The sequence below is a fragment of the Streptococcus sp. Marseille-Q4154 genome (assembly GCF_916700545.1).
GTDB lineage: Bacteria > Bacillota > Bacilli > Lactobacillales > Streptococcaceae > Streptococcus > Streptococcus infantis_I.
Window position 1 is genome coordinate 45936 of sequence record NZ_CAKAKN010000003.1, and the last position, 14298, is coordinate 60233.

10 protein-coding genes are annotated in these 14298 nt (G+C 40.5%); 8 read left to right on the top strand and 2 right to left on the bottom strand.

The genetic code is table 11. The features are described from left to right. The first annotated feature begins 78 nt into the window (after window positions 1-78). The 7 genes from hpf (at window position 79) to polA (ending at window position 8779) form a co-directional block, all read left to right on the top strand. The gene (gene hpf, locus LG369_RS07765; RefSeq protein WP_004250989.1) at window positions 79-627 is read left to right on the top strand and encodes a ribosome hibernation-promoting factor, HPF/YfiA family; all 549 of its coding nucleotides are present in this window, start codon (window positions 79-81) and stop codon (window positions 625-627) included. A gap of 278 nt (window positions 628-905) precedes the next feature. Next, on the top strand, window positions 906-2753 hold the full coding sequence (locus LG369_RS07770) for a DHH family phosphoesterase (RefSeq protein ID WP_413252028.1): 1848 nt from the start codon (window positions 906-908) through the stop codon (window positions 2751-2753). After that, a complete protein-coding gene (gene rplI, locus LG369_RS07775; protein WP_004250991.1) occupies window positions 2750-3202 on the top strand; it encodes a 50S ribosomal protein L9 in 453 nt (150 codons plus the stop codon). Before LG369_RS07770 ends, rplI begins: the two co-directional genes overlap by 4 nt. 42 nt (window positions 3203-3244) lie before the next feature. Beyond that, on the top strand, window positions 3245-4603 hold the full coding sequence (gene dnaB / locus LG369_RS07780) for a replicative DNA helicase (protein ID WP_225750763.1): 1359 nt from the start codon (window positions 3245-3247) through the stop codon (window positions 4601-4603). Then, a complete protein-coding gene (locus tag LG369_RS07785) occupies window positions 4600-4866 on the top strand; it encodes a Veg family protein (protein WP_004250994.1) in 267 nt (88 codons plus the stop codon). The genes dnaB and LG369_RS07785 overlap by 4 nt, the downstream gene beginning before the upstream one ends. A gap of 94 nt (window positions 4867-4960) precedes the next feature. After that, on the top strand, window positions 4961-6088 hold the full coding sequence (locus LG369_RS07790) for an SH3 domain-containing protein (RefSeq protein ID WP_225750764.1): 1128 nt from the start codon (window positions 4961-4963) through the stop codon (window positions 6086-6088). Between the two features lie 57 nt (window positions 6089-6145). Further along, the gene (gene polA, locus LG369_RS07795) at window positions 6146-8779 is read left to right on the top strand and encodes a DNA polymerase I (RefSeq protein WP_225750765.1); all 2634 of its coding nucleotides are present in this window, start codon (window positions 6146-6148) and stop codon (window positions 8777-8779) included. 105 nt (window positions 8780-8884) lie between these two features. Here polA and LG369_RS07800 read toward each other — a convergent pair whose 3' ends face one another. Together LG369_RS07800 and LG369_RS07805 are read right to left on the bottom strand one after the other, a co-directional pair. Further along, on the bottom strand, window positions 8885-10333 hold the full coding sequence (locus LG369_RS07800; protein WP_225750766.1) for an APC family permease: 1449 nt from the start codon (window positions 10331-10333) through the stop codon (window positions 8885-8887). A 426-nt stretch (window positions 10334-10759) separates the two neighbouring features. Next, window positions 10760-12844 (bottom strand): GH92 family glycosyl hydrolase, encoded by a 2085-nt coding sequence (locus LG369_RS07805; RefSeq protein WP_004250999.1) that lies wholly within the window; start codon window positions 12842-12844, stop codon window positions 10760-10762. A 172-nt stretch (window positions 12845-13016) separates the two neighbouring features. On the opposite strand from LG369_RS07805, the gene LG369_RS07810 reads away from it, so the two are divergent. Further along, window positions 13017-14297: a glycoside hydrolase family 125 protein gene (locus LG369_RS07810; RefSeq protein ID WP_004251001.1), complete on the top strand. Its 1281-nt coding sequence runs from the start codon at window positions 13017-13019 to the stop codon at window positions 14295-14297. Window position 14298: the final 1 nt, after the last annotated feature.

Genomic DNA, 14298 nt, shown 5'->3' on the forward strand with positions numbered 1-14298 from the left:
GAAAAAGATTGCAATAATTTTTTGAAAGCGTTATAATAAATATAGAAAAACAAATATGTTTAGAAAGAAGGTACTTATATGATTAAATATAGTATCCGTGGTGAAAACCTAGAAGTAACAGAAGCAATTCGTGATTATGTAGTTTCTAAACTCGAAAAGATCGAAAAATACTTCCAAGCAGATCAAGAATTAGATGCGCGTGTAAATTTGAAAGTGTATCGTGAAAAGACTGCTAAGGTAGAAGTAACAATTCCACTTGGATCTATTACTCTTCGTGCAGAAGACGTTTCTCAAGATATGTATGGATCTATTGATTTGGTGACAGATAAGATTGAACGCCAAATCCGTAAAAATAAAACTAAAATTGAACGTAAAAACAGAAATAAAGTTTCTACTAGCCAACTATTTACAGATACCTTGGTAGAAGAGACAGATGCTGCTCAACCTAAAGTTGTTCGTTCAAAACAAATTGATTTAAAACCAATGGATCTTGAAGAAGCACTTCTTCAGATGGACTTATTGGGTCATGATTTCTTCATTTACATCGATGTTGAAGATGAAACTACAAATGTTATTTATCGACGCGAAGATGGAGATATTGGTCTTCTTGAAGTGAAAGAATCATAATACTTAATATGCTTAGACTAAAAAGGTGGTTTACACTAGTGTAAACCACCTTTTGTGTTCCTACATGCTACATTTGAGCACAAGTGCTATTCCTTCTTTAAAGGTCGCTTTTTCAGTGCAAATATGGTATAATATTGCGCAAGAGGTTTGTAATGAAAAAAAATGAAATGAATCCCTTTTTTATATTCTTATTTGTTGGGATTTCCTTTATAATCATGACTGTATTGGTTATTTTTCTTCAAAATAACCTAGTCACAATAGCATGCTTATTTTTCTTAATGGTGACATTTCTTTTGCTATTTTATTTTCAGAAGAAATCTTATCAAAAAACAGAAATTGAACAAATCCAATACGTAAACCATCAGGCAGAAGATAGTTTAAGTTCACTCTTAGAACAGATGCCTGTTGGAGTTGTCAAGCTAAACATGGAAAGCAGTGAGATTGAGTGGTTCAATCCCTACGCAGAGTTAATGTTGACAACGGAAGATGGAGAAATTGACCTTCCTCAACTTCAAGAAATTATAAAAACATCCATATCTTCGCCTGGAATTTATGCAAATGTGGGGGAAAAACGTTATGCAGTGCATCTAGATAGAAATTCTGGCGTGCTCTACTTTTTTGACGTTTCTGGAGAGTACGAAGCCACAGTAGAATTGGTTACAAGTCGCCCTGTTATTGGTATTATTTCGGTAGATAATTATGATGATTTAGAGGACGAAACATCTGAATCAGACATCAGTCATATTAATAGTTTTGTCGCAAATTTTGTATCAGAATTTACTGGAAAATATCAGATGTTTTCTCGTAGAGTGACCATGGATCGTTTTTACTTATTTACCGACTATACGGTATTAGAGCAATTGATGCAGGATAAATTTTCTGTAATTGATACCTTCCGTGAAGAAGCTAAGCAGAGAGATTTAGCCTTAACCATGAGTATGGGCTTGTCATACGGTGATGGCGATCATGAGGGTATTGGTAAAGTTGCTTTATCAAATCTCAACCTTGCAGAAGTTCGAGGGGGAGACCAGGTCGTTGTAAAAGAAAATGATGAGACGAAAAATCCAATTTATTTTGGTGGTGGTTCTGCAGCTTCTATTAAGCGAACAAGAACACGTACAAGAGCAATGATGACGGCAATCTCTGAAAAGTTGAGAAGCGTTGACCATGTCTTCGTGGTTGGTCATAAAAACTTAGACATGGATGCTTTAGGCTCTGCTGTTGGTATGCAATTGTTCTCGAGTAACGTCTTGGATGATAGTTATGTGGTCTATGATGCAGAACAAATGTCTCCGGACATTCATCGTGCCATTCAATTTTTAGAGAATGAGGGAGTAACAAAACTCATCCCTCTAACTCAAGCTATGGGAATGGTCACTAATCGTTCCTTGCTAGTGATGGTGGACCACTCTAAGACAGCTTTAACCTTGTCAAAAGAGTTTTATGATTTGTTTACACAAACCATCATTATTGACCACCATAGACGAGATCAGGATTTCCCGGAAAATGCTGTTATCACCTATATCGAGAGTGGAGCAAGTAGTGCGAGCGAGCTTGTAACAGAGCTAATTCAATTCCAAAACTCTAAGAAAGCACGCTTAAGTCGTATCCAAGCTAGTGTTCTTATGGGCGGTATGATGCTGGATACTAAGAATTTCACCTCTCGTGTAACTAGCCGAACCTTTGACGTGGCAAGTTATCTAAGAACACGTGGTAGTGATAGTATTGTAATTCAAGAACTTGCGGCGACTGACTTTGAAGAGTATCGATTGGTTAATGAGCTAATCTTGCAAGGACAGGCCGTACAACCTTCTATTCTTGTAGCTCAGGCCAAGGATGGTAAGGAGTATGATATTGTAGTGATTAGTAAAGCAGCTGATACTATGTTAGCTATGTCAGGTATTGAAGCTAGCTTTGTCATTGCTAAAAACAGCCAAGGTGATATTTCCATTTCTGCACGAAGTCGAAGTAAGATCAATGTGCAACGGATTATGGAAGAGTTGGGAGGTGGAGGCCACTTCAACCTGGCAGCTGCCCGACTGACAGATATGACTCTGCAAGAAGCAGGTGATAAACTAAAAACCGTTATTTCTAATGAAATTAGAGAAAAGGAGACAGAAGAATGAAAGTAATCTTTTTAGCAGATGTAAAAGGCAAAGGAAAAAAAGGCGAAATCAAGGAAGTGCCAACAGGTTATGCACAAAACTTTTTGATTAAGAAAAACCTTGCTAAAGAAGCGACTTCACAAGCAATTGGTGAGTTGCGCGGGAAGCAAAAATCTGAAGAAAAAGCACATGCTCAACTTCTTGCAGAAGCACAAGAAATTAAGGCGAAACTTGAAGCAGAAGAAACAATTGTTGAGTTTGTTGAAAAAGTTGGTCCAGATGGAAGAACTTTTGGTTCAATTACTAGCAAGAAAATTGCGGAAGAGCTCCAAAAACAATTTGGAATTAAAATTGATAAACGTCATATTCAAGTTCAATCTCCAATTCGAGCAGTTGGTTTGATTGATGTACCTGTAAAAATTTATCAGGATGTAACTAGCGTCATCAATCTTCGTGTAAAAGAAGGCTAAGCTAGATTTGAGTAATGATTTTGTAAAAGGAAGGAAAGTCTGATGGCAGAAGTAGAGGAACTACGAGTTCAGCCCCAGGATATTTTGGCAGAACAATCGGTATTGGGAGCTATATTTATCGATGAGAGTAAACTCGTATTTGTTCGAGAATATATTGACTCTCGAGACTTCTTTAAGTATGCTCACCGTTTGATTTTTCAGGCCATGGTTGATTTGTCAGATCGAGGCGAAGCCATTGATGCAACGACTGTTCGTACGATATTAGATGATCAAGGTGATTTGCAAAATATTGGTGGCTTGTCCTACCTTGTTGAGATTATCAACTCTGTACCAACCTCTGCAAACGCTGAATACTATGCAAAAATTGTAGCAGAGAAAGCCACGCTTCGTCGTTTGATTGCTAAGTTGACAGAGTCTGTAAACTTAGCTTACGAAGCCTCTAGTCCAGCAGATGAAATCATTGCAAGAGCAGAAAAAGGTCTGATTGATGTCAGTGAGAATGCGAATCGTAGTGGTTTTAGAAACATTCGTGACATTTTAAATCTTAATTTTGGGAATCTGGAAGTTCGATCACAACAAACGTCAGATATTACGGGGATTGCAACTGGTTATAAAGATTTGGATCATATGACAACTGGTTTGCACGAGGAGGAGTTAATCATTCTTGCTGCTCGTCCTGCGGTTGGTAAGACTGCTTTTGCCTTGAATATTGCTCAAAATATTGGAACCAAGCTTGACAAGACCGTTGCAATTTTCTCGCTTGAGATGGGTGCTGAGAGTCTGGTTGACCGTATGTTAGCTGCCGAAGGGCTAGTGGAGTCTCACTCTATCCGTACAGGGCAATTGACTGAGGAAGAATGGCGCAAATATACGATTGCTCAAGGCAATCTTGCAAAAGCAAGCATCTATATTGACGATACCCCTGGAATTCGAATTACGGAGATTCGTTCACGCGCCAGAAAATTGTCTCAGGAAACAGGCAATCTTGGATTGATCTTGATTGACTACCTGCAACTAATCACAGGGACTGGTCGTGAAAACCGTCAGCAAGAGGTGTCAGAGATTTCACGTCAGTTGAAAATTCTAGCCAAGGAACTGAAGGTGCCTGTTATCGCGCTAAGTCAGCTATCACGTAGTGTTGAGCAACGTCAAGATAAAAGGCCAGTATTATCAGATATTCGTGAGTCTGGATCTATCGAGCAGGATGCGGATATCGTAGCCTTTCTCTATCGAGATGACTATTATGAACGTGGTGGCGAAGAAGAGGAAGGTCTTCCAAATAACAAAGTAGAAGTTATTATTGAGAAGAACCGTAGCGGTGCACGTGGAACGGTAGAATTGATTTTTCAAAAAGAGTATAACAAGTTTTCAAGTATTTCGAAGAGAGAGGAACAAAGATGACAGATGCATTTACAGATGTAGCCAAGATGAAAAAAATCAAAGAAGAAATCAAGGCGCATGAAGGACAAGTCGTGGAAATGACCTTGGAAAATGGTCGTAAACGCCAAAAGAATCGTTTGGGAAGACTTATTGAGGTTTATCCATCACTCTTTATCGTTGAATTTGGAGATGTAGAAGGAGACAAACAAGCCAACGTCTACGTTGAATCCTTCACCTATTCTGATATTTTAACGGAAAAGAATTTGATTCACTATTTGGATTAAGATTGAAAGTGGGAGTTTTCTCACTTTTTTCTTTTTCTTTCGAATGATATAAATGAGGTCAACCTCAAAAATTTATCTATTCGAAGGAGAATGAATGACATATAGTAAAAAGGGAGCTTTTCTTAAGAGAACGACAGTGGGGACAGCTTCCCTACTGTTAGCAGGTGCTTTTTTGTTTGGTGGAGGAGCTGTTCATGCCAATCAGGCAAACAATGGCTCACTGGCACGTGGAGATGATTATCCTTATTATTATAAAAATGGAAGTCAAGAAATCGATAAATGGCGTCTATACTCCAGACAGTGTACATCTTTCGCTGCCTTTCGTTTAAGTAGTGTTAATGGATTTGAACTACCAGCTGCTTATGGGCATGCGAAGGAATGGGGATACCGTGCTCAAAAAGAAGGATATCGTGTAGATCAGAGACCAGCGATTGGAGCTATTGCTTGGAGCACGAGGGGAACACATGGCCACGTAGCTTGGGTTTCTAACGTGATTGGAGACATGGTTGAAATTGAGGAGTACAATTACGATTATACAGAAACGTATTATCGTAGAATAGTAAAAGCAAGTTCTATGACTGGTTTCATTCATTTTAAAGATGTGGGGAATGCTAGTGTAGGGGATCATCAATCTGTACTAGCTTCTAGTGGAACTCATTACTTTACAGAAAAAGTAGCTATTATGAATCAGCCATCATTGACATCTACTATTATTGATTACTACGAATCTGGAATGAGTGTTCATTATGATCAAACTCTTGAAAAGGATGGCTATAGATGGATTAGTTATATTTCAAGAAGTGGGAACAGACGTTATATCCCCTTAATTAAAACGGTAACCTCGAAGAATGGATGGGAAAAACAGGGAACAATCTGGTACTACTATGAAAATGGCAAAGTCGCACTTGGATGGAAAAAGATAAACGGCAGTTGGTACTATTTCCAAACTAATGGTTCAATGAGAACAGGTTGGCTAAAAGACGGTTCCAAGTGGTACTACTTGAAATCATCTGGAGAAATGCAGACAGGATGGTTGAAGGATAAGGGCATTTGGTATTATCTCGAAAGCTCGGGTGCTATGAAAGCTAGTCAGTGGTTCCAGGTTTCAGGGAAATATTATTACGTGAACGCATCTGGAGAATTGGCAGTAGATACGACTATCGATGGTTTCCAAGTTGATAGCAATGGTGCGCGAGTTGAAAAAAATCCCAATAAGCCTTGACCGATAATCTAACTCTTAGCAATGGTATTTTTCCCTGCTTTCCTTTATAATGGGTGTATGGACAAGAAAAAATTATTATTGATTGATGGATCTTCAGTTGCTTTCCGGGCATTTTTTGCACTTTACCAGCAACTGGATCGTTTTAAAAATGACAATGGACTACATACCAATGCAATCTACGGATTTCATCTGATGCTAAATCACCTACTGGAGCGTGTCCAACCGAGTCATATTTTGGTTGCTTTTGATGCGGGGAAAACGACTTTCCGTACAGAGATGTATGCTGATTATAAGGGTGGTCGTGCTAAGACTCCAGATGAGTTTCGTGAGCAATTTCCCTTCATTCGTGAGTTGCTAGACCATCTTGGGATTCGCCACTATGAATTAGCTCAGTATGAGGCGGATGATATCATTGGAACTCTTGGTCGCTTGGCTGAAAAGGATTCTTTTGATGTGACGATCGTTAGTGGAGACAAGGACTTGATTCAGCTGACGGATGATCATACAGTGGTTGAGATTTCTAAGAAAGGTGTGGCTGAGTTTGAGGCCTTTACTCCAGAATATCTCATGGAAAAGATGGGAATCACACCAGCTCAGTTTATTGATCTTAAGGCCCTTATGGGGGATAAGTCAGATAATATCCCTGGGGTGACCAAGATTGGTGAAAAGACTGGTATTAAGCTCTTGTTAGAACACGGCTCGCTGGAAGGTATTTATGAAAATATCGATGGCATGAAGGCTTCTAAGATGAAGGAAAACCTCGTCAATGACAAGGAACAAGCCTTTCTGTCTAAAACACTAGCTACCATCGACACGAAAGCGCCAATCGAGATAGGTCTAGATGATTTGGTCTATAGTGGACCAAATGTGGAAAACCTTGGGAAATTCTACGATGAGATGGGCTTTAAGCAGCTCAAACAAGCCTTGAATGCTTCTCAGACTAATCAAGCTGAGACTTTGAATTTTACCATGGTGGACAAAGTGACTGAAGATATGCTGAGTGCCGACTCTATCTTCCACTTTGAACTTTTTGGTGAAAATTACCATACAGATGATTTGGTTGGTTTTGCTTGGTCATGCGGAGACAAGCTCTATGCTACAGATAAGCTGGAACTTCTGCAGGATCCGATTCTTAAGGGTTTTCTAGAAAAAACACCTCTGAAAGTATATGATTTTAAGAAAGCTAAAGTTCTCTTAAATCGCTTTGGTTTGGACTTGCAGGCTCCTGCTTTTGACAGTCGATTGGCCAAATACCTTCTCTCTACTGTAGAGAATAATGAAATTTCAACCATTGCTAGTCTCTATGGTCAAACTTACCTAGTTGATGATGAAACCTTCTATGGTAAGGGGGTCAAGAAGGCTATCCCTGAGAGAGAAACCTTCTTGGAGCACTTGGCTCGCAAGGTTGCTGTATTGGTTGAGACAGAGCCTGTCTTACTTGAGAAATTAAGTGAAAACGGACAATTGGACCTCCTCTATGATATGGAGCAACCTCTGGCTTTTGTTCTTGCTAAGATGGAAATCGCTGGGATCAAGGTAAAAAAAGAAACTCTACTCGATATGCAAGCTGAAAATGAGCTAGTCATTGAAAAGCTAACTCAAGAGATTTATGAATTGGCTGGTGAGGAGTTTAACATCAACTCGCCTAAGCAGTTGGGCGAACTACTTTTTGAAAAGCTAGGTCTCCCTATAGAATACACCAAGAAAACCAAGACAGGTTACTCAACAGCAGTGGATGTGTTAGAGCGCCTAGCTCCTATTGCCCCAATCGTCAAGAAAATTTTAGATTATCGTCAGATTACCAAGATTCAATCAACCTATGTGATTGGTTTACAGGACTGGATTTTAGCGGATGGCAAGATTCACACGCGCTATGTGCAGGATTTGACTCAGACAGGGCGTCTGTCTAGTGTGGATCCAAACTTGCAAAATATTCCTGTTCGTTTGGAACAAGGCCGCCTCATTCGTAAGGCTTTTGTACCAGAGTGGGAAGATAGCGTACTTCTCAGCTCTGACTACTCACAGATTGAACTACGAGTTTTGGCCCATATCTCTAAGGATGAGCACTTAATCAAGGCCTTTCAAGAGGGAGCGGACATCCATACCTCGACAGCTATGCGGGTCTTTGGAATTGAACGTCCTGAGGATGTAACTCCAAACGACCGTCGCAATGCCAAGGCTGTAAACTTCGGAGTGGTCTACGGAATTTCAGACTTTGGTTTATCGAATAATCTAGGCATCAGCCGTAAAGAAGCTAAAGCCTACATCGATACCTATTTTGAACGCTTCCCAGGTATCAAAAACTACATGGATGAAGTGGTTCGTGAGGCGCGTGATAAGGGTTATGTAGAGACTCTCTTCAAACGTCGTCGTGAGTTACCAGATATTAATTCGCGCAACTTTAATATTCGTGGTTTCGCAGAGCGGACAGCTATCAACTCACCTATCCAAGGATCGGCTGCAGATATTCTCAAAATTGCTATGATTCAGCTAGATAAAGCCTTGGTAGCAGGCGGTTATCAAACTAAGATGCTGTTACAAGTACACGATGAAATTGTTCTTGAAGTGCCTAAGTCAGAATTGGCTGCCATAAAAAAACTCGTCAAACAAACCATGGAAGAAGCCATTCAACTCAGTGTGCCCCTGATTGCTGATGAAAATGAAGGCGTAACTTGGTACGAAGCTAAGTAGAAATGGCCTATCAGACAAAAAAGAAATCCCCTTGAACATTATGGTTCAAAGGGATTTTTCTTTCAGGAAAAGACAAAAGTAAAACTATCTAGCTAATAGTAAGATTTATTTGATTTGTTTCTTTTGTTCTTTTTTTGCAAGGATTGGTAGAATAACACCTAAACCAATCAGAATAATTGGGGTCAAGATATTTGTAAGAAGAGAGAATTGCCAAGCAGTTGGATTCTCAGCATAGCTAATTTTTGGAACCATACCTAGGATACAAGCAAAGGCAGTGAAGAGGAAGCACCAAGTACCAATCACAAAGCCAAGTTTAGGATTATTCACAAACTTGTATTCGGCATTTTTGTATGTTTTCCAAGCGCGATTAAGCATCATATAGGCAAGGAATACCCAGAGATAACGCATTGGCATTACGATAGAATTGAGGTTGGTCATCCATTTTACAAGTCCATCAATTTCTTGGATACCAAAAATTGGAAGGATGATGATAAGGCTAACGAGGACGCCTGTAAGGAGGTAGCCATTAATGAGGACACCTTTTTCAGTACGTTTACGAAGCCAGCTTGGGATGTAGTTTTCGTCAGCGTTATTGAGTAGGATTTGTAATGGTGCGTCAATAGAAAAGGCAAGCGCAGCAATTTGTCCGACCATATTTGTAAGAGCGTAAATCACAACGAAAAGATTTCCAACTCCCCAAGAATTTCCTAACATTTGGAAGGCTTGATAAGCACCATTACGCATGAGGTCTTCAGGGATGTTATTACCATCAAATAGCATTCCCATGGCAACTGAACCAAGGATAGCAGAGAGTCCTACCATGATGGCCATGACAATCATACCTTTTGGAAATTCTTTTGCAGGATTGCGAGTTTGATTCACATAAGGGGAAATTTTTTCACAACCACCAACGGCAAAGACCAGTAATGAGATTGTTGTGAAATAAGAAAAATCAAAGTTTGGAATGTAGGTGCTCAGTTGATCCATGTGCGGTGTCGCAAACTGGATGTCTGGCTTAATGAAAGGCAGACCGACAGCCAAAAGCACAAAGAGTAAAGACATAATCAACATGGCACTTCCTGCCAAGCTACCGATGACTTTCAGTGTTGTCAATCCTTTTGTAGAAAGGTAGAGGAAAAGTCCAAAGATTAGCAAGCAGAGAATAACGATCCAGTGGATGTCGATTTGTTTAAGGAATTGTCCGTTACCTTGCAAGGCCCAACCAAGCGGAATTAGAATTCCTTGAGGTTTTTGTGCGAGATAAGGGATATGCACAACCCAGTAGGTCCAAGCAGCAAAGTAGGCTAAACGTTTGGTTGATGTTTTTTCAACCCAGTCACTAACACCGCTTCCGCTTTCCTTGAAGGTAGAACCTAGTTGTCCGACGATGAGGGAATAGGGGATAAAGTAGAGTGCGAGGATTAAAATCCAAGATACGACGACTGAAATTCCCTGTTGAGAATAGTTGTTGACGACGTTTCCTAGCCCCCAAACCATGTTGAAGGCAATCAGAGAAACCATCAGCCAATTAAGTTGGTGTTGATCTTTTTTCATAATGTCTCCTTTTCTGATAATTTCAGTATATCATGATTTTTTGAAAGCGCCTAACAAAATTTGAAATTTACTATAAAAAAAGTAAAAGCTAGCTAACAGATAGGCACTAGGATTGCTTAGTTGAAAAAACTTATCCACAACTTGTGGATAAGTTGACACCATCCTATCAAAAATATTTTTATAGCTATCGTTTGTAAAGGGGACAAGAAATTTAGGAATTATAAGAGAGGAGAACCTGGGGTAAAGCCTGATTGGACAAGGATTCTAACAGCATTTCTATTGTAAATCCTATGAACTTGGATTGGAAAGACATTTTGGAAAAACTTGAAAATCTTTTCCGAAAAAAAGTTGAAGGTTATTCACAGTCTGTGGATAACTTTATATGGATAAGAAGACCCCTTTGTCATGCACAAAGGGGTCAGGTTATTAATGCTTTGGCAACCAGCTGAGGGTAAAGTCAAGAGTCTTAGCATTGAGCAATTCCTGATGGCTGATGCTTTGTTTTTCTTTCCCGTCCAGTCGACAGTCTTGTACAAAGTGGAAGTGTTCATAATTTTGCTGAGTACGAACATCCAACCACTGATTTTTTTCTGTCAGATAGACACGAAGGTGATTAAAGAGAGGAATTCCAAGATCATAGCTTGCTTTCCCTGGGCAAGTCGGGTAAAGTCCGAGAGCAGACCATATATACCAAGCCGATAGACTACCATTATCCTCATCGCCTGGATAAGCATCCCAGCTAGCTCGGAAGGCTTTTTGACGGAGGGTCTTGATTAAGAGACTGGTATATTGGGGATAATTACTGTAGCGGAAGAGATAAGGGATGTGGAAGCTTGGTTGGTTGGAAATGGCTAGTTGACCAAATGGTGCTGTTGCCATTTCGCTCATCTCATGTATTTCATAACCATAGCCCGTCGTTTCAAAAAGTGGGAGGCTTTGACAAGCTTTCAAAAGATAGTTGCTAAAGGCTTTTTTTCCACCCATTAGTTGGCTAAGTCCAGAAATATCGTGTAAGACACCGAGACTGGCTTGAATAGCTGAACACTCAGCGTAGTCACGACCCCAACTATAGGGAGAAAAGTCAGGACGGAAGTTGCCATCTACATCACGCGCCCTCATGTAACCCGTCTCAGAGTCAAAGAGGTTTTGATAGTTTTTAGAATATTGAGCATAGGTTTGAGCTAGCTCTTCTTGACCTAATTTTTCTGCACAAGTAGAGATACAAAAATCGCTGTAGGCATAATCTAGCGTATGACTGACACTTTCGTGGTAGTCTGTGGATAAATAGCCCAGTTCTTGGTATTGGCTTAGGCCGTGTCGCCCGTTGATAGCTTTTGGATCTTCCTTAGTAGCAGTTTCAATCATGGCTTTGAGGAATTCTTCTTCAAACTCAGGTGCCATATTCTTGCAGGCACTATCTGCAAGAAGGCCATCAATCAAAGTCCCAGGCATCATCCCTCTTTCGTCAGGAGCCAGCCACTTAGGGAGATATCCAGTATCTCTATAGCTATTGAGGAAACCTTCAAGAAACTGACGATAGTGCTCTGGAATAATCAAGGCAAAGAGTGGGAATGAAGTGCGGAAGGTATCCCAAAAACCATTGTTGGTATAGAGTAGACCAGACTTGATCGTTCCTGAAGCAAGGTCTATATGAATAGTCTCGCCTTGCTCATTTACCTCATAGAAGGTTTGTGGGAAGAGAAAGAGTCTATAAAGACAGTGATCAAAAAATGTTCGGTCTACAGAGCCAGTTTCCACGACATCAAAACGGCCTAGAAGATCTTCCCAACTTGCTTTAGCCTCTGATTTCGTTTCTTTAAAGTCTTTTCTAGGCAGATTAAAGATGGCCTGTTCTTTAGAAATAAAAGAAGTAGCCAGTTGAACTAGAGCTTCTGCTCCAGCCAAGTCGATACGCCAGTCTTGCCCCACTTGATTGATAGATAAAATATCCGTAGAGAATGCGAGAGCAGTAAACATGACGAGGGGGCTTTTGTTGGTTTCGGTTAATCCGCTTTGACCAAGGTTGACAGTACGCTCATCTACTTGCTCTAATGATAAATCATCAGCTGCATGCAGATAGAGTGAGATCTTCTTGCCTTGTATCTGTCTTAGTTGAATAGAAGCCCCATAGCAAGTAGGTGTGAGTTGAGTTTCAATCTGGTAACGCTCAGAAAAAATTCTGAGATAATGGGGATTGAAAATAGCACGATCAAGGTTATAAGAAGACTGACGATGGAAGAGGGTGTCTCCACTGATTTCTCCTGTAACAGGAGTCAGTAGTAACCAAGAATAATCGCCAATCCAAGGACTAGGCTGGTGGGTTAGTCGAACACCCTGAAATATGGGAAGATGGGGATCAAAAAACCAAGACCCTTCCTGGTCACTAGTTTGCGGAACAAAGTAATTCATCCCAAAAGGCACTCCAGCGTAAGGTAGGGTATTTCCTCGAGAAAAGGCATGCTTGCTCGCGGTGCCAAAGCGGGTATCAATGGTTTCAAGTATCGGTTCCATAGCGATTTCCTTCTGTAGTTTTCTACATTATATCAGAAAAAGGATACTTTTAGAAAATGACTTCTAAATATAACAATTTTGTAGAATAATGACTAACATTTGTGTATATATTTTCTGGACTAAAAGCTATATACTGAAAATGAAAATTTGTTTGAAAGAGGCAAAATAGTTTATGGTTTATTCTAAAGAAATCGTCAGAGAGTGGCTAGATGAGGTAGCGGAGAGTGCCAAGGAACATCCTGAATGGGTCGATGTTTTTGAGCGTTGCTATACAGACACTTTAGACAATACAGTTGAAATCTTAGAAGATGGCTCGACCTTTGTACTAACTGGGGATATCCCAGCTATGTGGCTTCGGGATTCAACTGCTCAGCTTAGACCATACCTTCATGTGGCAAAAAGAGACCCTCGTTTGCGCCAGACCATTGCTGGTTTGGTTAAACGCCAGATGACTTTGATTCTCAAGGATCCCTATGCCAACTCTTTCAATATTGAGGAGAACTGGAAGGGCCATCACGAGACAGACCATACAGACCTCAATGGCTGGATTTGGGAACGCAAGTATGAAGTAGATTCGCTTTGCTATCCCTTGCAATTGGCTTACCTTCTTTGGAAGGAAACTGGTGAGACTAGCCAGTTTGATGAGACTTTTGTTACAGCGACCAAGGAGATTCTTCATCTTTGGACGGTGGAGCAAGATCACAAGAACTCACCATACCGTTTCGTCCGTGATACCGATCGTAAGGAAGACACTTTGGTTAATGATGGTTTTGGACCTGATTTTGCCGTGACAGGGATGACCTGGTCAGCCTTCCGTCCAAGCGATGACTGCTGTCAGTATAGCTACTTGATTCCATCCAATATGTTTGCAGTCGTTGTCTTAGGTTATGTCCAAGAAATCTTTGCTACATTGAGTCTAGCTGATAGTGAAAGCATCATTGCTGACGCTAAACGTCTGCAAGCTGAAATCCAAGAAGGGATCGAAAATTACGCCTACACGACTAACAGCAAGGGCGAGAAGATCTATGCCTTTGAAGTAGACGGTTTAGGAAATGCTAGCATCATGGACGACCCTAACGTACCAAGTTTGTTAGCTGCTCCATATCTTGGTTATTGTGATGTCAATGACGAAGTGTATCAAGCAACTCGTCGCACCATTCTCAGCCCTGAAAATCCATACTTCTACCAAGGAGAATACGCTAGCGGTCTCGGAAGCTCTCATACCTTCTATCGTTATATCTGGCCGATTGCCCTATCAATTCAAGGCTTAACAGCTACAGATAAAGCTGAGAAAAAATACTTGCTAGACCAACTAGTTGCCTGCGATGGCGGAACAGGTGTTATGCATGAAAGCTTCCACGTAGATGATCCGACTCTCTACTCTCGTGAATGGTTCTCATGGGCCAACATGATGTTCTGCGAATTGGTCTTGGATTACCTAGATATTCGCTAAT

Bases quoted from the DNA above. Each gene is read 5' to 3' on its own strand.
- LG369_RS07785 (WP_004250994.1), top strand. From the start codon at position 4,600: ATGACAGATGCATTTACAGATGTAGCCAAGATGAAAAAAATCAAAGAA.
- dnaB (WP_225750763.1), top strand. From the start codon at position 3,245: ATGGCAGAAGTAGAGGAACTACGAGTTCAGCCCCAGGATATTTTGGCA.
- LG369_RS07800 (WP_225750766.1), bottom strand. From the start codon at position 10,333: ATGAAAAAAGATCAACACCAACTTAATTGGCTGATGGTTTCTCTGATT.
- polA (WP_225750765.1), top strand. From the start codon at position 6,146: ATGGACAAGAAAAAATTATTATTGATTGATGGATCTTCAGTTGCTTTC.
- hpf (WP_004250989.1), top strand. From the start codon at position 79: ATGATTAAATATAGTATCCGTGGTGAAAACCTAGAAGTAACAGAAGCA.
- LG369_RS07810 (WP_004251001.1), top strand. From the start codon at position 13,017: ATGGTTTATTCTAAAGAAATCGTCAGAGAGTGGCTAGATGAGGTAGCG.
- LG369_RS07770 (WP_413252028.1), top strand. From the start codon at position 906: ATGGTGACATTTCTTTTGCTATTTTATTTTCAGAAGAAATCTTATCAA.
- LG369_RS07790 (WP_225750764.1), top strand. From the start codon at position 4,961: ATGACATATAGTAAAAAGGGAGCTTTTCTTAAGAGAACGACAGTGGGG.
- rplI (WP_004250991.1), top strand. From the start codon at position 2,750: ATGAAAGTAATCTTTTTAGCAGATGTAAAAGGCAAAGGAAAAAAAGGC.
- LG369_RS07805 (WP_004250999.1), bottom strand. From the start codon at position 12,844: ATGGAACCGATACTTGAAACCATTGATACCCGCTTTGGCACCGCGAGC.